Raw genomic sequence first — 20,803 nt, forward strand, 5'->3', positions numbered from 1 at the left:
TTTGCGGCTTAGCTCACGTCAGCCAGCAGGCACCGGGCAAAGAGTTGCGGCACGGGAAGGTTACGTTGGCTGTAGCGGCTCAGCAGGATGATTTCCCGGTGAAAGGTCAGTTCGCCCAGCGGGATGACCCGCACCTGCGGGGATCGGTCCAGCCAGAGTCCCGCGTGGGGAACCAGTGAAACGCCCAGCCCGCATTCGACCATCTTGACGAGGGCTTCTATCTCGTCCAGCTCCAGCGCAACCTGCACGTCCAACCGCTGTTCCCGCAGAAAACGACTGACCAGCCGCCCGCCAAACGAAGCACGGTCGTAGCGCACATGGGGCTGAGCGGCGAGCAGCTGCAGCGGGTCATCACCCTTGACCGTTTGCGGCACGATCAGCACAAACGGCTCCTTGCGCAGCACCTGCACGTGCAGCTCCTTGGGCAAATCAAAGGGCGGGCGAATGATGATCGCCGAGTCCAGTTCGCCCGCGTCCACCTGGCTGAGCAGCTCGAGGGAAACCCCCGGCACCAACTTGCACTCCACCGTCGGCGCCGCGTGTCGCAGGCGCACCAGGGCTTGGGGTAGCAGGCCGGTCTGGGCGGTGGTGATGGCGCCGACTTTCAACTCGCCACGGTATTCATTGGCGTCCACCGGCACGGCCATGCGGTTAAACGTCTCGAGAATTTCCTTGGCCAGCGGCAGCGCGCGGATGCCCGCCGCATTCAGCGTGGCCTGGCGCCCGGTGCGATCGAACAACTGCACGCCAAGCACCTGCTCCAACTGGCGGATCTGCGCGCTGACCGCCGACTGCGTCAGCCCGATGTGCATGCCCGCTGCGGCGAATGTGCCATGGCGGGTGACGGCAATAAAAGTTTTCAGTTCCCGCAGCATGGGCGTCTCGATTGATCGAAATAATTTGAGCTCGATGCGAAAACTATCGTCTTTCCATCGGTTACGGCAAGGCTAGACTCGGAAGGACTTAATACCCACAGAGGTTAGACCTGATGGCACTGGCTCCTTTTCACCTGGCAATTCCGGTATTCGACCTGGCGGCTGCGCGGCAGTTTTACGGTGAGGTGTTTGGCCTGGAGGAGGGGCGGGCCAGTGATCACTGGGTCGACTTCGACTTCTTCGGCCATCAACTGGTTATTCATGAGCATCCGAAAACCGCTTCTCAAGAGGCGGCGCACACCAATGCCGTGGACGGCCACGATGTGCCGGTACCGCATTTTGGCGTGGTGCTGAGTTGGGATGATTGGCATGCGCTGGCTGAGCGTCTCCAGGCGCGCAATACCCGGTTTGTGTTGGAGCCGCATATTCGCTTCAAGGGCCAGGTGGGTGAGCAGGCGACGTTGTTTCTGTTCGATCCGTGCGGCAATGCGCTGGAGTTCAAGGCGTTCAAGGATATTGGGCAGTTGTTTGCCAAGTGAGGGGGCGTCGATGAATCAATTCGACGCGACGGGTATCGCTGAGGCGGTGGGTGCTGGTGGTATTACGCCTGCCTTGGTTGCTGAGCACTTTCTTGCGCGGACAGGTATCGACGAGCCGCAGATCCAGGCTTTTGTATCCTTCGAGCCTGAAGCGGTACGCGAGCAGGCAAGGCAGCTTGAGGGAAGTGCCGGCCTGCTGGCGGGCGTGCCGGTTGGGATCAAGGACATCTTTGATACGGCCGACCATCCAACGGAATTCTATTCGCCGATTTACCAGGGTAATCGTCCTTCGCGGGATGCCCATGTGGTGACGCTGCTGCGCCAGGCGGGCGCGATCATCATGGGCAAGACCCACACCACTGAATTTGCCTACATGAACACGGGGCCAACGCGTAATCCGCTTGATCCGGCCCGTACGCCGGGTAGCTCCAGTGCGGGTTCTGCGGCGGGGATGGCCGCCGGGTTTTTCCCGTTGGCGTTGGGTACCCAGACGGCTGGATCGTTGCTCAAGCCTGCGGCTTACTGCGGGTTGTATGCCTTCAAACCGTCGTTTGGGCTGGTCTCGCTGGAGGGCGTGAAACCCCTCGCGCCCAGCTTCGATACGGTGGGTTGGTATGGGCGTTCGGTGCGCGATCTTGAGCGGGTGGCGCGGGTGTTGATTCCGGGGTTTCCTGCTGTTGAGGCAGCGCGTCGGCCGCTGCGGCTTGGTTTCTGCCGCACCTCTCGCTGGCCGGATGTGCAGCCGTCGGTGGCGCAGGCGATTGAACAAGCGATCGCCCGGTTGGGGTTTCCAGTCAGTGAAGTCGTGCTGCCCGAAGCATTCGACGGAGTATTCGAGGATCACCAGTTGATCAACGATTGCGAAGGTGCCCGCTCATTGGCCAAGGAATTTCAGGCACATCCTGAATTGCTCAGCGACTCGACCTTGGCCATGATCGAGCGTGCCAGGGCGACGAGTTGGGAGCAGGAGTCGGCAGCCAAGGCGCGGTTGGCACAACTGGCCCCGCAGCTGGCGCAGATCTGCCAGCCGTTTGATGCGATGTTGAGTGTTTCCTGCGGGATGTTGGCACCGGAGGGGTTGGAGACCACGGGACCGTCGGACTTCATCAAGTTCTGGGGCGCGTTTGGCTTGCCGCAGGTGAATGTGCCGGTGTCGGGTGGGGATGGGGAATTGCCGGTGGGGTTGCAGGTGGTTGGGGCGTTTAGAGGGGATGCGCCGTTGCTAGGTACGGCGCAGGTCATAGTTGATGCGTTGGCGTGATCAGCGAGACTACGACCCCTTGCACACCTTCGCAGCGGCATGATCGTTCGGGATAAACGAATCCGGCGCGCCAGGCTTCAACACCACGTACCCGCGTCGCCACGGTTGATCGTCCACCAGATTCCAGCGATGGCCTGTGCCGGTATTGTCTTCGGCAATCAGCACTTCACCCGGGTGCAGCGTGAACTTCTCACCGCCGCGCGTCACGAACGCCAGCGTGCCGGACAGCGTCATCACGTACTGAGGCTCCGGGTCGTTATGCCAGCTGTAGGAAGAGTGCGCCGCAGTTTGCTTGAAGTGAATAGCAGTCACGTCATTGCGCATGCTCTGGTCGATGGTGCCTTCCAGTACGTGGGAGTTGTTGTCGGCGCCCGTGCACAGCTTGAATGCCTTGATGGTGTCAGTGTTGGCGGGGGCGGCTTGTGCGCCGCTCAAGGTGGCGAGGGTGATTGCGACGGTGGCCGCGGCACGCATGCCCAGGCTGTGGATTGGGTTGTGCGGCGAACGTTTCTTCGGATGCATGGAACAAGTTTCCCTCGTGCTGGAGTGGCGTTGACTGGGAATCATGGTCTTAGCCGTAGCCGTGCGGGACAACTAACTAATGTTTCATGGCTGAACGCCTCAGGCGCCAGAAACGACAAAGCCGCGCAATGCGCGGCTTTCAAGATGGTGGGCCCAGTAGGACTCGAACCTACGACCAAGGGATTATGAGTCCCCTGCTCTAACCAACTGAGCTATAGGCCCTCAGTAGGCCGCGGATTATAGCGATGGTTTCTTCGCTGTGCCATCCGAAAAGTCCGAAACACTCATGCGAAGGAACGTCGCGGCGAAAACGTCCGGCGGCAGCGGCAGGCTGACGATGTAGCCTTGCATCTGTTCGCAGCCTTCAGCCGCCAGGAACGCTTGCTGGGCAGGCGTTTCCACGCCTTCGGCGATAATGGTGAATTGCATGCTGTGGCCCAGGGCAATGATGGCGCGCACGATGGCCGCGTCGTGTGGGTCATCGGGCAGGCCGCGGACGAAGGATTGGTCGATCTTCAGGAAGTCCAGCGGCAGGCGCTTCAGGTAGCTGAGGGACGAGTAGCCGGTGCCGAAGTCATCAATGGCCAGTTGCACGCCCAGGCCCTTGAGTTGGTGCAGCACCTCCAGTGCTTCCTCGGCCTGGCTCATGATGAAGTTTTCGGTGATTTCCAGTTGCAGGCAGCCGGGCTCGAGGTGGTTGTCCCGCAGCAGTTGTTCGATGCGTGCGAGCAGGTTGGGGTGGCGCAGTTGCGCGCCGGCGAGGTTGACGGACAGTGGGCCGAAGTCATCAAAGACCTCTCTCCAGTCGTGCATTTGCCGGCAGGCCTGTTCCAGTACCCAGTCGCCAATCTGCAGGATCATGCCGTTCTCTTCGGCCAGTGCGATGAAGTGCTCGGGCGGCACTTCGCCAAAGGTGGGGTGGAGCCAGCGAATCAGCGCTTCGGCGCCGATCAGTTGTTGGGTGTCGAGGCTCAGTTTTGGCTGGTAGTAGAGGAACAGTTCGTCGCGCTCGATCGCCCGGCGCAGTTCGTGCTCCAGCGCCACCCGTTCGTTGGCCTGGGCGGTGAGGTCCTCGGTGTAGCTTTCGACGCGGTTGCGGCCTTTGGCCTTGGAGCGGTACATGGCGGCGTCGGCGTTTTTCACCAGGGTCGCGACGTCGACGCCGTCCCGTGGGTACAGGCTGGTGCCGATGCTGGCGCTGATAAAGAACTCGTGCTCGCCCGCCTGGAACGGCGGGGTGAAGCAGGCCAGCAGTTTATTGGCCAGGTGTTCGGCGTCGCTGGCTTGTTGCAGGCCGGGCAACAGGATGATGAATTCGTCGCCGCCCAGGCGCGCAACGGTGTCGACGTCCCGCAGTTGGTCCTTGAGGCGCACCGCAATGTCCTTGAGCAGCAGGTCGCCAATCGGGTGGCCTAGGCTGTCGTTGATGTGTTTGAAACGGTCGAGGTCGAGGAACAGCACGGCGCCCTGGCTGCCGGTTTCCTGTTGATGGTTGAGGGCGGCCTGCAGGCGGCTTTCAAACAGGGTGCGGTTGGGCAGGCCGGTCAGCGGGTCGTGGTGGGCCTGGTAATCGAGGCGCGCCTGGGCGTGCTTGAGGCTGGAGATGTCGGCAAACACGGCGACAAAGTGGGTGATCGACTGCTCACGATTGCGCACCGCGCTGATGGTCAGCCAGCTAGGGTATAACTCGCCGTTCTTGCGCCGGTTGGAGATCTCGCCCTGCCAGTGGCCGTTGGCTGTCAGTTGGTGCCACATGGCCGCGTAGAAGGCGCTGTCGTGCAGGCCGGAGGCAAGCAAGCGCGGGGTTTGGCCGAGGGCTTCGGCTTCGCTGTAGCCGGTGATCTCGCTGAAGGCGCGGTTCACGGCGCTGATGTTTTGCCGGGTGTCGGTGATCAGTACGCCTTCGGCCGTGCTCTCGAAGACGGTGGCGGCCTGTTGCAGTTTTTCCTGCATCAGCTGGCGCTCGGTGATGTCCCGGGCGATGGTCAGCATGCAGTCCTCGTCGCCGATGGGCAGCGGGCGGCTGGAGACTTCACACAGGCGAATCTCGCCGTCGTTGCGGCGGATGTGGCAGACAAAGTCGCGGACAAACCCATCCCGTTGCAGGCGCTCCAGCATCTCCTTGCGTTCGTTCAGGTCGACCCAGATGCCGAGGTCCAGGGTGGACTGGTCCAGTGACATCACGCTGTTGAAGCCGGTTATGCGGCTGAAGCCTTCGTTGACCTCAATCAGCAGGCCATCGCTTTGGCGCGACAGCAGCAGGCCATCGGGCGAGGCGTGGAAGGCCTTGGCGAACTTCTCTTCAGAGGTTTGCAGGCGCTGCTGGGTTTCTTTCAGTTGGGTGATGTCGCGCACCACCACCACCAGGGCTTCGATGGTGTCGAGTTGAAACGGTTCGGCGGAAATCAGCCCGGTGAAGGCCTGGCCGTTGCTGCGCAGGAACGGCATTTCCAGGTTGCGGATGCTGGTGGTCTGTACCCGTTGCAGCAGGCCGGGGCCTACACCTTGAATGCCCCAGATATTCAGTTCGGTGGCGGTTTTTCCCACGACTTCTTCGGCGCTCAGTCCGATCTGGTCTTCGAAGGCTTTATTGACCTCCATCAGGCAGCCGTCGGACAGCCGGGCGATCACCAGGATGTCCGGGCATTGCTGGAATACCGAGGCAAATTTCTGCTCCGAAAGCTGCAACGCCTCCTCGGTGCGCTTGGCTTCGCTGATGTCGATCATCAGGCCGCGCAGTACCGGCTCGTGGCCGTGTTCGATCAGGCTGACGATATCCCGCACCCACAGGCAGCGGCCATCGGCGGTGATCACCCGGTAGTCGACACTGTGGTCGCGGTTGGCTCGGGTTTCTGCGTAGCAATAGGATTCTGTGCGGGTCAGGTCGGCGGGGTGAATGATGTTGCGCCAGAAGCCCGGGATCAGCCAATGGGCCCGAGGATAACCCAGCAGTTCCTCGGCGTGGGGCGACACGTAGCTGTAGGTGAAATCGCTGATGCTGGCTTCCCAGGCGATCGCGGAAAGGCTCTCCACCAGGCCACGATAATGGTATTCGCTGCTGCGCAATTCCTGTTCGAGGGCGACCCGGCGGGAAATCTCCGAGCTGAGCCGGCGGTTGATCCGGATAACCACGGCCAGCACAGTGCTCAGTAACAGCACTGCGGGCAGCCCGTAGAGCAGCACGTCGGTCCAGAGTGTGCGGTGGTCGATGACATTGCCGACCCAGCGTTGCTGGATAGCCTCGGTCTCGGCCGGGCTGATGTCGGCCAGGACTTTATCGAGGATGCCTACCAGCATCTTGTCGTCCTTGGGTACGCCCATGGCCAATTGATATCGGTAGGGCGTTTCGCCACTGACGTACAAGCCTTCCAGCTTGAGCTGGCGCAGGCTCCATACGCTGGACGCCAAATCGCCGACTACCGCATCGACCTTGTCGGTGGCGAGGGCCTGCAGCGTTGAGCTGACGTTGGGCATGGCGACCAGGTTGAGGTCGGGGTGGTGAGTGCGCAGCAGTTCGTGGGGGGCGTAGTTCTCCACCACGGCCACCTTCAGCCCATACAGGTCCTTGAGGTTGCGCGGTTGCGGGCCGCCTTCATGGGCGAGGATGACAATGGGGAAGTCGAGATAAGGCCGGGTAAACGACAGGAAGCCCTGGCGTTCCGGCGTGGACATGATGCCCGGAAGCAGGTCGAGTTGGTTGTTGCGGGCCTGCTCCAGCACCGCGCTCCAGTTCACCGGCTCAATCAGCTTCAGCCGGACCCCAAGGCGATCCTGCATCAGTCGCACGTAATCAGCGGCCAGGCCCTGGTAACGACCGTCTTCATCGCGGTATTCAAAGGGTGGCCAAGACGCATCGACGCCCAGGCGCAACTCTTGGTGGTCCGCCAACCAGACACGCTCTTCATCAGTGAGAGTCAACGCGCCAGCCGTTGCGGTCCAGGTCAGCAGCGACAGCAGTAACACGGTCGGCAATCTGGGCATAACGGTCTCGTTATGGCACGGGGAATGTTTCGAGTGTAGACGGGCATTGCGGGGGAGGTGAGGCGGGGAGAATTTAAACTGTAGAAAGCAAAAACCCCGGCCTGGGCCGGGGTTTTTGTGATCACTCGTCGAGGAAGGAGCGCAAATGCTCGCTTCTCGTCGGGTGGCGCAGCTTGCGCAGCGCCTTGGCTTCGATCTGACGAATCCGTTCACGGGTAACGTCGAACTGCTTACCAACCTCCTCAAGGGTGTGGTCGGTATTCATGTCGATGCCGAAGCGCATGCGCAGTACCTTGGCTTCACGGGCAGTGAGGCCGGACAGTACGTCGCGAGTCGCTTCTTTCAGGCTCTCAACGGTAGCCACATCGATTGGCGACTGCATGGTCGAGTCTTCGATGAAGTCACCCAGATGGGAGTCTTCGTCATCACCGATCGGGGTTTCCATGGAGATCGGCTCTTTAGCGATCTTCAATACCTTGCGGATTTTATCCTCAGGCATTTCCATGCGTTCGCCCAGCTCTTCCGGGGTCGGTTCGCGACCCATTTCCTGCAACATCTGCCGGGAAATACGGTTGAGCTTGTTGATCGTCTCGATCATGTGCACCGGAATACGGATGGTGCGGGCCTGGTCGGCGATCGAGCGAGTGATCGCCTGACGGATCCACCAGGTGGCATAAGTCGAGAACTTGTAGCCGCGACGGTATTCGAACTTGTCCACAGCCTTCATCAAGCCGATGTTGCCTTCCTGGATCAGATCGAGGAATTGCAGGCCACGGTTGGTGTACTTCTTGGCGATGGAGATCACCAGACGCAAGTTCGCTTCAACCATCTCTTTCTTCGCGCGGCGGGCCTTGGCCTCACCGATCGACATGCGACGGTTGATGTCCTTGATCTCGGCAATCGTCAGACCGGTTTCGGTCTGCAATGCAGTCAGCTTCTGCTGGCAACGAACGATGTCGGCCTGGAAGCGACCAATGGCTTCAGCGTATTTGCTTTTGCCTTTGGCCAGTGCGTCGGTCCAGCTTTCGTCGACTTCGTTGCCCGGGAACTGGCGCAGGAAATCGGCACGCGGCATGCGCGCATCACGGACACAGAGCTGCATGATCGCACGCTCTTGTGCACGCAGACGCTCAAGGGCGCTACGAACCCGCTCAACCAGGCCTTCGAATTGCTTCGGTACCAGTTTGATCGGCATGAAGAGTTCCGCCAGGGCCAGCAGTTCAGCAGTTGCCTGCTTGCTGCCGCGACCGTGCTTCTTCAGGGCCTTGCGAGCCAGTTCCATCTGATCGGAGACCGCGCCGAAACGCTGGGCTGCGATGATCGGATCCGGACCGCTTTCGACTTCTTCTTCGTCATCGGTGCTGGCTTCAGCTTCGTCATCATCGGTATCGTCGTCTGCTTTCGCAGCCTTGGCATCGATCGGTGGCGGAACTTCAGCCGCAGGTGGCGCAATGCCGTCGTCCGGGTCGATATAACCGCTCAGGACGTCGGACAGGCGGCCACCTTCGGTGGTGACGCGAGTGTACTCGGAGAGAATGTGGTCAACCGTGCCTGGGAAGTGCGCGATTGCGCCCATCACTTCACGGATGCCCTCTTCGATACGTTTGGCGATTTCGATTTCGCCTTCACGTGTCAGCAGCTCTACCGTACCCATTTCGCGCATATACATGCGCACAGGGTCAGTCGTGCGACCGATGTCGGTCTCGACCGCTGCCAACGCGGCGGCTGCTTCTTCAGCGGCTGCCTCGTCGGTATCGGCGTCGGCCAACATAAGGGCGTCCGCATCCGGAGCACTCTCGTGTACGGGGATCCCCATGTCATTAATCATGCGGATGATGTCTTCCACCTGCTCTGGATCTGAAATATCCTCAGGCAGGTGGTCGTTGACCTCTGCGTAAGTCAGATACTTCTGCTCACGACCAAGGGTGATCAACTCTTTGATACGAGACTGCTGTTGCGCTTTTCCGGACATAACACCCTATCCACTGAAGGTCTTGGCGGGCAAAAAACAAGCCGAGGATTATACCCGAGCTATGACCTCACACGCCAGCTGAGGTCGGGTTTGATGCGGAAACATTGCGACTTAAAAGGTCGCGCAGTTGATTTTTCTCTTCGGCGGTCAATTCACTCTGACGCGCTTTTCGAAGAAGTTGTTCCAGGTTTCGCTCGCGTTGACGAGCTACCAAGCTAGTAATGGTGTCGAAAAACTGTTGTTCAAGGTTATCGCCATCAATCAGCCATTCCTTTTCTGCCAATGCCTTCAGCAAGCGGCCCTGTTCAGTGCCGTGCCAGCGTGCAATCAGCTGGAATGAGTTTAGCTTAGGATTCTTCTGTACGGCTTCGAGCAGGGCCACCAACAGTTGTGTATTGGTGTGGTCTTCGGCCGCAAAGTGCCCCGCGTCTTCGACTTTTTGTGCCAGCTGCGGGTGGTGCAATAACGTACGCAGGGCCGCCATGGTGGGTGGCTCTACTGCTGCTGGGACGCGCGGGCCGCGCGGTTCGTCACGGTCACCGCCACGTTTACCGTTTTTGTCCCAGGGTTTCTTGTCCCATTTCTTGCCGCCGGCGCCGGGTTTCTTCGGTGTCCACTCCTGCTGGGGCGTGTAGGCCTCCTGCGGTTGGTGGAAGTCGGAATAGTCCGGCATGGCGTCGTAATCCATGCCCGGGTCGTAGGCCGGCGGCGCCTCTTGCGGTGCGCTGTGCACCAGCTGGCTGACGGCCTCGCCACTCAAACCGGTAATTTCCAGTAGGCGCTGACGCATCAGGGTCCGCAGGTTGGCCCCCGGAACCTTGTCGATCAGCGGTGCCGCGAGGGTGACCATGTGGGCCTTGCCTTCGAGGGAGCGCGGGTCGGACTCTTCAGTCAGTTGCTGGAAAAAGTAATCGGCCAGCGGTTGTGCATGTTGGTTGATGCGCGCGCGGAACGCGTCGGTGCCTTCGGAGCGGACCAGGGTGTCCGGGTCTTCGCCTTCGGGCAGGAACAGGAAGCGCGCGCGCCGTCCGTCCTGCAGGCTCGACAGCGTCGATTCAAGGGCACGCCATGCTGCGTTGCGGCCGGCCTGGTCGCCGTCGAAGCAGAATAATACGTTGGGTACTACGCGAAACAGGCGCTTCAAGTGCTCTTCGCTGGTCGCGGTGCCAAGGGTCGCCACGGCGTTGCGCAAGCCTTGCTGGGCCAGGGCAATCACGTCCATATAGCCTTCAACCACGATGATTTCGTCGAGGTTGCGGTTGTTCTTGCGCGCTTCAAACAGGCCATAGAGTTCCTGGCCTTTGTGAAACACCGGGGTTTCCGGTGAGTTCAGGTATTTGGGCTTGTCGTCCCCCAGCACTCGGCCGCCGAACGCGATGATACGACCGCGACTGTCACGGATCGGGAACATCACCCGGTCGCGGAAACGGTCATAACGCTTGCCGGTCTCGGCGTTTTCCACCAGCAGGCCGGCGTCGATCATGGCCTTTTGCTGCAGGGTGTCGCTGCTCAGGTGCTTGTACAGATTGTCCCAGCCGGGCGGGGCGAAGCCGAGGCCGAAGTCGCGGGCGATTTCACCGGTCAGGCCGCGGCCCTTGAGGTAATCGACGGCGGCTTTGCGCTGCGGGTGGCTTTTCAGCGCCTGGCGGTAAAAGTCGGCGGCGGCGGTGAGCAGCGGGTACAGCGGCGAATCGGTGGGTTGTCGCGGTTTGTGCGGGCGGCCACTTTCTTCGCGGGGGATTTCCATGCCGGCGGCTTTCGCCAGTTCCTCGACGGCCTGGGGAAAGTCCAGGTTGTCGTGGTCCATGATGAAGCCGAGGGCGTTGCCGCCGGCGCCGCAGCCGAAGCAGTAGTAGAACTGCTTGTCGGGGCTGACGCTGAACGACGGCGTCTTTTCCTTGTGGAACGGGCAGCAGGCGGTGTAGTTCTTGCCGGCCTTTTTCATTTGCAGGCGCGAGCTGACAACATCGACGATGTCGGTGCGGTTCAGAAGGTCGTCAATAAAGCTCTGGGGAATTAGCCCGGCCATGGCGTTCTCGTCATCACTGCGTGTAAAAGAGGGCCCGCAACGTGCTCAAGGCACGCAGGGTGTGCGGCTCGATCAACTGTCGTCTGCTTGGTCTGTCAGGAAGTGTATCTGCCGAACATTCACTGACGTTAGTTCCGATCAGTGCCCGGCGTAGAAATGTTGCCCGGGAGTCCGGTCTTGGCCATGTGGGGGCCTCGGAAGCTCAACGGTGGGCGCAGCCGACCTGTTGATCGCCTGTTAAAAAATAAGTGTGCTCGTCAGTAGCCTTGTTAGGCTCGTCAGAAGAGACGTGCACCGCTGGCAAAAGAGCCAGTCCTGACGTGTGAAGCAGTTCGTTTCAGTCGCATGTGCGGCGTCAACGGTGAAGCATCAAGCGATATCCGCAAATGCCAACAGCCCGGCTGAGGGCCGGGCTTGGCAGAAGCTTGCTACGAACGTCTGTGTATTAGTACAGACGAACGGCGCGGCGCTGCTCGCGCTGAACTTTCTTGGCGTGACGCTTAACAGCGGCTGCTGCTTTACGCTTACGCTCAGAAGTTGGCTTCTCATAAAATTCGCGGCTACGAACTTCAGCCAGAACACCGGCTTTTTCGCAGGAGCGCTTGAAACGACGCAGAGCTACGTCGAAGGGTTCGTTCTCTTTTACTTTGACGGCTGGCATCCAGAGCTACCTTCTTTCATTACCGGGAATCAACGTTCTCGTCGCAAAAAATTCGCGGCTGAGGTCGTCGGTTTTTAAGGGTTGCGGATGTTAACCCCTCATTGCCCGGAATGCAAAGCCTCTGATCGAAAACCGCTAGTCGGGAGGGGGAGCGACGACTATTATGCGCGCCTTCGAATTCAGCCTCTACAAGGCGCAAACCCATGCTAGTTCTGGGATTAGAAACCTCTTGCGACGAAACCGGTGTCGCACTTTACGACAGTGAACGCGGGCTTTTGGCCGACGCACTGTTCAGTCAGATCGACCTGCATCGTGCCTATGGTGGCGTGGTGCCGGAGCTGGCCAGCCGTGACCATGTCAAACGCATGCTGCCTTTGATTCGCCAGGTGTTGGACGAGGCGGGCTGCGTGCCGACCGAGATCGACGCCATTGCTTATACCGCAGGCCCCGGATTGGTCGGAGCCCTGCTGGTTGGGGCCTCTTGCGCCCAGGCGCTGGCCTTTGCCTGGGGTATTCCGGCGCTCGGCGTGCACCACATGGAAGGCCATTTATTGGCGCCGATGCTCGAAGAAAACCCGCCGCAGTTCCCGTTCGTCGCTTTGTTGGTCTCGGGTGGCCATACGCAGCTGGTTCAGGTGGACGGAATCGGCCAGTACACGCTTTTGGGCGAAAGCCTGGACGATGCCGCCGGTGAAGCATTCGACAAGACCGCGAAGATGATGGGCCTCAATTATCCAGGCGGCCCGGAAATCGCGCGGCTGGCGGAAAAAGGCATCCCGGGGCGCTACACCTTCCCGCGTCCGATGTGTGATCGCCCGGGCCTGATGTTCAGCTTCAGCGGCCTGAAAACCTCTGCCCTGAACACCTGGCAGCAGAGCGTCAGCGCCGGAGACGACAATGAGCAAGCCCGTTGCGACATCTCTCTGGCGTTCCAGCAGGCTGTGGTGGAGACTTTGACCATCAAGTGCAAGCGGGCCTTGAAGCAGGCGGGTATGAAGCGCCTGGTGATCGCCGGCGGCGTCAGCGCCAACAAGGCATTGCGCAGCTCACTGGAGAAAATGCTCGGCGACATGAAGGGCGATGTGTTTTATGCCCGTCCCGAATTCTGCACCGATAACGGCGCGATGATCGCCTATGCCGGTTGCCAGCGTTTGCAGGCCGGCCAGCATGAGAGCCTGGCTATCAGCGTGCAGGCGCGCTGGCCGATGGAGCAACTGCCGCCGTTGTAATCGGCAACGTGAGCCAGGTTCGGCGGGCGTATTTAAAAATGCCGTTCGCGCCCGGCAAACAGGTCGCGTAAATTGCCCCGGTGGCGCCAGACGATCAGCAGCGTAAGCACGCTCATCGGCACCAGCGCCGCCGGCGCCTGCCAGGCCAGCAATGGCAGGGTGAGGGGCGTGGCGATCAGTGCGGCCAGCGAGCTGGTGCGGGTCAGGTAGAACGTCAGCAGCCAGGCCAGGATGGCCAGCAGCGCTGCCGGTGGGTAGATCCCCAGCAGCATGCCGGCCGCTGTCGCGACGCCCTTGCCGCCGCGAAAGCGGAAGTACAGTGGGAACAGGTGGCCGAGTACGGCGCAGACGCCAATCCAGGCTTGCTGTTGCAGCGAAAGCCCGGCCAGGTCGGCGATCAGCACCGGCAACAGGCCCTTGCAGACGTCGCCGAACAACGTCAGTACGGCGAGTTTCTTGCCGGCCAGGCGCAACATGTTGGTGGCGCCGGCATTGCCTGAGCCACTCATTCGCGGGTCGGGATTTCCCGTAAGGCGGCTGAGCAAAATGGCGAAGGACAGCGAGCCGAGCAGGTAGGCGAGAGTCGCCAGTAACCAAAACATGCTAACTATTCCGGGCGAGGACGCCCTGATTCTAACGGGGCATCGCGCCCTTGTCGTGCAGCGGAGAAGAGTGCTTGGACAGAGTGTTTATCGAAGGCCTGGAAGTCGACACCGTGATCGGGGCCTACGACTGGGAGCGCGGTATCCGGCAATGCCTGCGTCTGGACCTGAGCTTCGCCTGGGATAACCGCCCGGCGGCTGCCGGTGACGACCTGACCCTGGCCCTGGATTACGCCAGCGTGTCCGCCCGCATCCAGGCGTTTGCCGAGCAGGCACAATTCCAGCTGGTGGAAACCTTCGCCGAGCGCCTGGCCGAAGTATTGATGAGTGAATTCCAGATTCCCTGGCTGCACCTCAAACTGACCAAGCCCGGCGCCGTTCCGGCTGCCAAGGGCGTGGGCGTGGAGATCGAGCGCGGATGTCGCTAACTCAGGTTTACCTTGGCCTTGGCAGCAATATCGAGCGTGAGGCGCACTTGTGCGCAGGCCTCGACGCGCTGGCGGGCTTCCTGACGGATATTCGTTGCTCGCCGGTGTTTGAAAGTCAGCCGGTGGGCATCAAGAGCGGGCCATTCTTCAATCTGGTGGTGTCGGCCTTTACCGACCTGCCGTTGATGGAGCTGGACCGTCGACTGAAGTTCATCGAGGCCGACAATGGCCGCTACGCCCCGGACCGCAAGGGTTTGCCCCTGGACATCGACGTGTTGCTGTACGGCGAGCTGGTGGGTAACTTCGATGGCCTGATTCTGCCCCGGGCCGAAATCCTGAAGAACGCGTTTGTGCTGTGGCCGCTGTCGTTGATGGCGCCGGAGCGTGTGCATCCTGAGGCGGGCAAGTCATTTGCCGCGCTTTGGCAGGGTGCACAGATCGATCAGGTATTGGCGCCGGTCGCGTTCGAGTGGCGGGATCAGTCGTTGACGCCGGATGCGCTCTTATAGGCTTTCAACGCCTTGAGACGTTCGCGTTTCAGCGCTTCACCCAGCTCGGGGCCTTTGAAGCCTTGTTCCAGTAGCGGCGCGACCGCCACACCTCTGGCCGCCAGCGCCGCGCCACGTAAATAATCCGCCTGTGGATAACTTCTCTGCTCCAGGCCTTTGCGGCCCCGGGCGTCCATCTCGCACGCCACCACAAACTCTTCAAAACGCTGTGGCCGACGGTAAACGTCAAAGCTTTGCAGCAGCTCCAGCAACGTCGAGGGCCTCAGCTCCAGCGCGCGATGGCCATGGGTGTGATATTCGCCCACCAGCAGCGCCAGTTCCTGGCAATCCCTTGGCACCTTGAAGCGCTCGTTCACCGCCTTGATCAGCTTCAAGCCGTGATGCTCATGGGCAATGTGCTGCGGCAACTTATCCACAGGCGTGATGCCCTTGCCCAGATCGTGCAACAGGCAGGCCCAGCGCACGGTCAGCGGTTGGGCATGGAGGGCAGCCTGTTCCAGCACGCTCAGGGTGTGCACGCCGGTATCAATCTCGGGGTGATGAGCTTCGGGCTGCGGTACGCCAAACAGGGCGTCGATTTCCGGCAGCAGGGTTTTCAGGGCGCCGCAATCGCGCAGTACCTGGATAAACACCTGCGGCTGATTTTCCATCAGTGCGCGGGAAATCTCCTTCCAGCTGCGTTCGGGCGTGAGGGCTTCCAGTTCGCCGGAGTCGCTGAGTTCGCGCATCAGCTCCAGGGTTTCTGGTGCGACGGCAAAGCCGAGGCTGGCGTAACGCGCAGCAAAGCGGGCAACGCGCAGGACACGGAGCGGATCTTCGGCAAATGCGGGAGAAACGTGGCGCAGAATGCGTGCTTCCAGATCTTCCTGGCCGTGATACGGATCGGTGAGGTTGCCGTTGTCATCCTCGGCCATGGCGTTGATGGTCAGGTCGCGGCGGATCAGGTCTTCTTCCAGGGTGACTTCGGGGCTGGCGTGAAACACAAACCCGCCATAACCCCGGCCGCTCTTGCGCTCCGTACGGGCGAGGGCGTACTCGTCGCCGTTTTTCGGGTCAAGGAATACGGGGAAGTCAGCGCCCACGGGCTTGTAGCCCAAGGCGAGCATTTCTTCAGTGGTAGCACCGACTACGACGCGGTCGACATCGGTAACGGGGATGCCCAGCAGGCGATCACGTACCGCACCACCGACTTTGTAGATTTGCATGAAAAAGCCTCCATTAGCGGCACAGGATAACGCCTGTGGCGCGCCAATGGAGGCTTTGCGGTTTTACAGATGCACAACGGCCAGGTCGAGGCGCCCGTAGTCGTTATCGCTGTGGTCGTTGCGGGGCGGAACATGGTGGGTTTTCATCACCTGATCGCCTTGCAGCGTTTCGAGGTGGATATCGAACCCCCACAACCGGTGCAGGTGCTTGAGGACCTCCTCAGTTGACTCTCCCAGCGGTTTGCGGTCGTGCTGCTGGTGGCGCAGGGTCAGCGAGCGATCGCCGCGTACGTCGATGCTGTAGATCTGCACGTTGGGTTCGCGGTTGCCCAGGTTGTACTGCGCCGCCAGGGTTTCGCGGATGGTGCGGTAACCCGGTTCGTCATGGATCGCCGGTACCAGCAGATCGTCCTTGAGGTCGTCATCCATGATGCTGAACAACTTGAGGTCACGAATCACCTGGGGAGACAGGTACTGCAGGATGAAGCTCTCATCCTTGAAGCTGCTCATGGCGAATTTGATGGTGGACAGCCAATCGCTGCCGGCGATGTCGGGGAACCAGCGGCGGTCTTCTTCGGTGGGGTGTTCGCACATGCGCCGGATGTCCCGGTACATGGCAAAACCCAGGGCATACGGGTTGATGCCGCTGTAGTAAGGGCTGTCGAAGCCCGGCTGGAACACCACGCTGGTGTGGGAGGTCAGGAACTCCATCATGAAGCCGTCGGTGACCAGGCCTTCGTCGTACAGGTCGTTCATCAGGGTGTAGTGCCAGAACGTGGCCCAGCCCTCGTTCATCACCTGGGTCTGGCGCTGTGGATAGAAGTACTGGGCAATCTTGCGCACGATCCGCACGATTTCCCGCTGCCAGGGCTCCAGCAACGGGGCATGTTTTTCGAGGAAATACAGGATGTTTTCCTGCGGTTCGGCGGGGAAGCGCGCATTGTCCTTGTCGCTGTTCTTGCCGGCGCGTTTGGGAATGGTGCGCCACAGGTCGTTGATCTGCTTTTGCAGGTGCTCTTCCCGGTCCTTCTGGCGCAAGCGTTCTTCTTCGGCGGAGATCGGGTAAGGGCGCTTGTAGCGGTCGACGCCGTAGTTCATCAGGGCGTGGCAGGAATCCAGCAGGTCTTCCACCGCATCGATGCCGTGGCGCTCCTCGCACTGCATGATGTACTGCTTGGCGAACACCAGGTAATCGATGATCGAGCTGGCATCGGTCCAGGTGCGAAACAGGTAGTTGCCCTTGAAAAAGCTGTTATGCCCATAGCACGCGTGGGCTACCACCAGCGCTTGCATGCAGATGGTGTTTTCTTCCATCAGGTAGGCGATGCATGGGTCGGAGTTGATGACGATTTCGTAGGCCAGGCCCATCTGGCCGCGGGTGTAGGACTTTTCAGTGCTGAGGAAGTGTTTGCCGTAGGACCAGTGGTGATAGCCCAAGGGCATGCCCACGGACGCATAGGCGTCCATCATCTGTTCGGCGGTGATCACTTCGATCTGGTTGGGGTAAGTATCCAGGGCGTAACCCGCCGCGATGCGGCTGATTTCCCGGTCATAGGCCTGGATCAGTTCGAAGGTCCATTCGGACCCCGTGGATATGGGTTGGCGCTTATGCTCTTTGGCGGTCATGTCACTAACCTGCGCTGGAAGAGTTCACGGAAGACCGGATAGATATCGCCGGCCGAGACCAATTGTTGCTGGGCGAAGGTGTCAGCGAAGGCTTCGCTGATGCGCTCGTATTCGAACCACAGCGCCTGATGCTCGCGCGGGGTGATTTCGACGTAGGTGTAGTACTGCACGAATGGCATGATCTGGTTGATCAGGATGTCGCGGCAGATCGGCGAGTCGTCGTTCCAGTTGTCCCCGTCGGAAGCCTGGGCGGCGTAGATGTTCCACTCGTTGGCCGGGTAACGCTCGGCCATGATCTCCTGCATCAGCTTCAAGGCGCTGGAAACGATGGTGCCGCCGGTTTCCCGCGAGTAGAAGAACTCCTCTTCGTCGACTTCCCGGGCGCTGGTGTGATGGCGGATGAACACCACGTCGATCTTGTCGTAGTTACGCTTGAGGAACAGGTACAGCAGGATGAAGAAGCGCTTGGCGATGTCTTTGGTCGCCTGGGTCATGGAGCCGGACACGTCCATCAGGCAGAACATCACGGCCTTGGAGCTTGGGTTGGGTTGCTTGACCAGCAGGTTGTACTTCAGGTCGAAGGTGTCGAGAAACGGCACGCGGTGAATCCGTGCGCTGAGTTTGGCGATTTCGGCCTCGATTTCCTGAATATCGCCGAAGTTGTCCGGTTCTTCTCGTTTCAGGCGTTCCAGTTCGGCTTTGGCATCCCGCAGTTTCGCCCGGCTGCTGCCAGACAGGGCGATACGTCGCGCATGGGCCGAGCGCAGGGTGCGGATGATGTTGATCCGTGACGGGTTGCCTTCGTTGCTGATGCCGGCACGTACGGTTTTGAAGGTGTCGGTACCGGTCAGATTACGTTTGACCAGGTTGGGCAGTTCCAGGTCTTCGAACATGAACTCCAGGAACTCTTCCTGGGTGATCTGGAACACGAATTCATCCATGCCTTCGCCAGAGTTACCGGCCTTGCCCGGGCCTTTGCCGCCCGCACCGCCTTGGGGGCGCTGGATATGTTCGCCGCTGGTGAATTCCTTGTTGCCGGGGTGCACGACAGTCTGTTTGCCGCCCCGGCCGTGGTGCAGCACCGGTTCATCGATGTCACGTCCGGGAATGCTGATCTGTTCGCCATGCTCCATGTCGGTGATGGAGCGGCGGCTGACGGCCTCTTCGACGGCCTTTTTGATGTGGTCACGGTAACGCCGCAGGAAACGCTGGCGGTTTACCGTGCTCTTGTTCTTGCCATTGAGACGTCGGTCGATCACATAGCTCATGTGGGAGCCCTCCGGGCAGCTTCAAGTTACAAGCTTCAAGCGGCAAGCTGGAAGCTTAAAGACAAGCGGTCGATTGCCAGGCTGTCCGGCAAACCGGGAGCCTGGCCTTTCACGCTTGTCGCTGCCTTACTGCGATTTCCGGACTCGCAAGTACCACTCGGAGAGCAGTCGTACCTGTTTGTCGGTGTAGCCACGCTCGACCATTCGAGTGACGAAGTCGTTGTGTTTTTGCTGGTCCTCCTTGCTGGCCTTGGCGTTGAAGCTGATGACCGGCAGCAGATCCTCGGTGTTGGAGAACATTTTCTTCTCGATGACTACCCGCAGCTTCTCGTAGCTGAGCCAGGTAGGGTTCTTGCCGTTGTTGTTGGCCCGGGCGCGCAGCACGAAGTTGACGATTTCGTTGCGGAAATCCTTCGGATTGCTGATGCCGGCGGGTTTTTCGATCTTTTCCAGTTCCTCGTTGAGGGCCACGCGGTTGAGGATTTCGCCGGTTTCCGGGTCGCGGTATTCCTGGTCCTGGATCCAGAAGTCTGCGTACAGCACGTAGCGGTCGAAGATGTTCTGGCCGTATTCGCTGTAGGACTCCAGGTACGCGGTCTGGATTTCCTTGCCGATGAACTCGATGTAGCGCGGAGCCAGGTATTCCTTGAGGAAGCGCAGGTAGCGCTCGCGGGTTTCGGCCTGGAACTGTTCCTGTTCGATCTGCTGTTCCAGCACGTAGAGCAGGTGCACCGGGTTGGCGGCGATTTCATGCGGGTCGAAGTTGAAGACCTTGGACAGGATCTTGAACGCAAAGCGGGTCGACAGGCCGTTCATGCCTTCATCCACACCTGCGGTGTCGCGGTATTCCTGGATCGACTTGGCCTTCGGATCGGTGTCCTTGAGGTTTTCACCGTCATACACCCGCATCTTCGAGTAGATGTTGGAGTTTTCCGGCTCCTTGAGGCGCGACAGTACGGTGAACTGGGCAAGCATCTTCAGGGTGTCAGGCGCGCAATGGGCCTTGGCCAGGGAGCTGTTGAACAGCAGTTTGTCGTAAATCTTGATTTCATCGCTGACCCGCAGGCAGTACGGCACCTTGACGATGTAGATCCGGTCGATGAAGGCTTCGTTGTTCTTGTTGTTGCGGAAGGTGTGCCATTCCGATTCGTTGGAGTGGGCCAGCAGGATCCCGGTAAACGGAATCGCCCCCAGGCCCTCGGTGCTGTTGTAGTTACCTTCCTGGGTGGCGGTGAGCAGTGGGTGCAGCACCTTGATAGGGGCCTTGAACATCTCCACGAATTCCATCAGGCCCTGGTTGGCCCGGCACAGTGCGCCCGAGTAGCTGTACGCGTCGGCATCGTTCTGCGGGAATTCTTCCAGTTTGCGGATATCGACCTTACCCACCAGCGCCGAGATGTCCTGGTTGTTTTCGTCACCCGGTTCGGTCTTGGCCACGGCAATCTGGTTGAGGATCGATGGATAGAGCTTCACCACCCGGAATTGGCTGATGTCGCCGCCAAACTCGGCCAGGCGCTTGGTCGCCCAGGGCGACATGATGGTGTTGAGGTAGCGTCGCGGAATGCCGAAGTCTTCTTCGAGGATCGCACCATCTTCCGTGGCGTTGAACAGCCCCAGGGGCGACTCGAACACCGGCGAGCCCTTGATGGCGTAGAACGGCACCTTCTCGATCAGTTGTTTGAGTTTCTCTGCCAGCGACGACTTGCCGCCGCCGACGGGACCGAGCAGGTAGAGGATCTGTTTCTTCTCTTCCAGGCCTTGGGCGGCATGGCGGAAATACGAGACGATCTGGTCAATGCATTCTTCCATGCCGTGGAAGTCTTCAAAGGCCGGGTAGCGGCGGATCACCTTGTTCGAGAAAATTCGCGACAGGCGCGAATTGGCTGCGGTGTCTACCAGCTCCGGCTCGCCGATCGCCAGTAGCAGGCGTTCAGCGGCAGACGCGTAGGCGCTGCGGTCCTTTTTGCACAGTTCGAGATACTCTTGAAGCGAGAGCTCTTCCTGGCGGGTGGACTCGAAGCGTTGTTGGAAGTGGCTAAAAATACTCATGACGTCGTCACCTCGCTCGATACGTGGAGCCGACGCCGGATCAATCA

The 20,803-nt window shown here is 60.2% G+C and carries 16 protein-coding genes and 1 tRNA gene; 5 read left to right on the plus strand and 12 right to left on the minus strand.

The features are described from left to right. Nucleotides 1-8 precede the first annotated feature (8 nt). Nucleotides 9-875: a LysR family transcriptional regulator gene (locus tag P3C29_RS04410; protein WP_169386987.1), complete on the minus strand. Its 867-nt coding sequence runs from the start codon at nucleotides 873-875 to the stop codon at nucleotides 9-11. A 113-nt stretch (nucleotides 876-988) separates the two neighbouring features. Between P3C29_RS04410 and P3C29_RS04415 the strand changes: the two genes are divergently transcribed. Together P3C29_RS04415 and P3C29_RS04420 are read left to right on the plus strand one after the other, a co-directional pair. After that, the gene (locus P3C29_RS04415; RefSeq protein ID WP_010167388.1) at nucleotides 989-1,414 is read left to right on the plus strand and encodes a VOC family protein; all 426 of its coding nucleotides are present in this window, start codon (nucleotides 989-991) and stop codon (nucleotides 1,412-1,414) included. A 10-nt stretch (nucleotides 1,415-1,424) separates the two neighbouring features. Beyond that, nucleotides 1,425-2,675: an amidase gene (locus P3C29_RS04420; protein WP_275963967.1), complete on the plus strand. Its 1,251-nt coding sequence runs from the start codon at nucleotides 1,425-1,427 to the stop codon at nucleotides 2,673-2,675. 9 nt (nucleotides 2,676-2,684) lie between these two features. Here the strand turns inward: P3C29_RS04420 and P3C29_RS04425 are convergent, their stop codons facing one another. The 6 genes from P3C29_RS04425 to rpsU all read right to left on the minus strand — a co-directional run bounded on the left by P3C29_RS04425 (nucleotide 2,685) and on the right by rpsU (nucleotide 11,840). Next, nucleotides 2,685-3,197, minus strand: a complete 513-nt coding sequence (locus tag P3C29_RS04425; RefSeq protein WP_275963968.1) for a hypothetical protein — start codon at nucleotides 3,195-3,197, stop codon at nucleotides 2,685-2,687. Between the two features lie 145 nt (nucleotides 3,198-3,342). Next, nucleotides 3,343-3,419: transfer RNA gene (locus tag P3C29_RS04430), tRNA-Ile, on the minus strand. A gap of 15 nt (nucleotides 3,420-3,434) precedes the next feature. After that, on the minus strand, nucleotides 3,435-7,178 hold the full coding sequence (locus P3C29_RS04435; RefSeq protein ID WP_275963969.1) for an EAL domain-containing protein: 3,744 nt from the start codon (nucleotides 7,176-7,178) through the stop codon (nucleotides 3,435-3,437). Between the two features lie 121 nt (nucleotides 7,179-7,299). Next, on the minus strand, nucleotides 7,300-9,150 hold the full coding sequence (gene rpoD, locus P3C29_RS04440; RefSeq protein ID WP_010167380.1) for an RNA polymerase sigma factor RpoD: 1,851 nt from the start codon (nucleotides 9,148-9,150) through the stop codon (nucleotides 7,300-7,302). Nucleotides 9,151-9,217: 67 nt separating this feature from the next. Further along, nucleotides 9,218-11,179 carry a DNA primase gene (dnaG, locus tag P3C29_RS04445; protein ID WP_010167378.1) on the minus strand — a complete coding sequence of 654 codons (1,962 nt, stop codon included), beginning with the start codon at nucleotides 11,177-11,179 and terminating at the stop codon, nucleotides 9,218-9,220. A gap of 445 nt (nucleotides 11,180-11,624) precedes the next feature. Further along, on the minus strand, nucleotides 11,625-11,840 hold the full coding sequence (gene rpsU / locus P3C29_RS04450; RefSeq protein WP_002551877.1) for a 30S ribosomal protein S21: 216 nt from the start codon (nucleotides 11,838-11,840) through the stop codon (nucleotides 11,625-11,627). A 203-nt stretch (nucleotides 11,841-12,043) separates the two neighbouring features. Here rpsU and tsaD point away from each other — a divergent pair, with 203 nt between their 5' ends. Next, nucleotides 12,044-13,069, plus strand: coding sequence for a tRNA (adenosine(37)-N6)-threonylcarbamoyltransferase complex transferase subunit TsaD (tsaD, locus tag P3C29_RS04455; RefSeq protein WP_275963970.1), 1,026 nt, complete (start codon nucleotides 12,044-12,046; stop codon nucleotides 13,067-13,069). Between the two features lie 32 nt (nucleotides 13,070-13,101). Here tsaD and plsY read toward each other — a convergent pair whose 3' ends face one another. Further along, a complete protein-coding gene (gene plsY / locus P3C29_RS04460) occupies nucleotides 13,102-13,671 on the minus strand; it encodes a glycerol-3-phosphate 1-O-acyltransferase PlsY (protein ID WP_010167285.1) in 570 nt (189 codons plus the stop codon). A 74-nt stretch (nucleotides 13,672-13,745) separates the two neighbouring features. Here plsY and folB point away from each other — a divergent pair, with 74 nt between their 5' ends. Together folB and folK are read left to right on the plus strand one after the other, a co-directional pair. Then, on the plus strand, nucleotides 13,746-14,099 hold the full coding sequence (gene folB / locus P3C29_RS04465; RefSeq protein WP_003211007.1) for a dihydroneopterin aldolase: 354 nt from the start codon (nucleotides 13,746-13,748) through the stop codon (nucleotides 14,097-14,099). Next, nucleotides 14,090-14,608 carry a 2-amino-4-hydroxy-6-hydroxymethyldihydropteridine diphosphokinase gene (folK, locus tag P3C29_RS04470; protein WP_275963971.1) on the plus strand — a complete coding sequence of 173 codons (519 nt, stop codon included), beginning with the start codon at nucleotides 14,090-14,092 and terminating at the stop codon, nucleotides 14,606-14,608. Before folB ends, folK begins: the two co-directional genes overlap by 10 nt. Here folK and P3C29_RS04475 read toward each other — a convergent pair. The 4 genes from P3C29_RS04475 to P3C29_RS04490 form a co-directional block, all read right to left on the minus strand. After that, nucleotides 14,578-15,813, minus strand: coding sequence for a multifunctional CCA addition/repair protein (locus tag P3C29_RS04475; protein ID WP_275963972.1), 1,236 nt, complete (start codon nucleotides 15,811-15,813; stop codon nucleotides 14,578-14,580). The two genes, folK and P3C29_RS04475, sit on opposite strands and share 31 nt — an antisense overlap. A gap of 63 nt (nucleotides 15,814-15,876) precedes the next feature. Continuing rightward, nucleotides 15,877-17,439 carry a SpoVR family protein gene (locus tag P3C29_RS04480; protein WP_010167279.1) on the minus strand — a complete coding sequence of 521 codons (1,563 nt, stop codon included), beginning with the start codon at nucleotides 17,437-17,439 and terminating at the stop codon, nucleotides 15,877-15,879. After that, entirely contained in the window at nucleotides 17,436-18,707 is a 1,272-nt protein-coding gene (locus tag P3C29_RS04485; protein ID WP_003211000.1) for a YeaH/YhbH family protein, read from the minus strand. Before P3C29_RS04485 ends, P3C29_RS04480 begins: the two co-directional genes overlap by 4 nt. Nucleotides 18,708-18,833: 126 nt before the next feature. Next, entirely contained in the window at nucleotides 18,834-20,756 is a 1,923-nt protein-coding gene (locus P3C29_RS04490) for a PrkA family serine protein kinase (RefSeq protein WP_003210999.1), read from the minus strand. Between the last annotated feature and the right edge of the window lie 47 nt (nucleotides 20,757-20,803).

This window comes from Pseudomonas sp. 1912-s, assembly GCF_029269205.1.
Lineage (GTDB): Bacteria > Pseudomonadota > Gammaproteobacteria > Pseudomonadales > Pseudomonadaceae > Aquipseudomonas.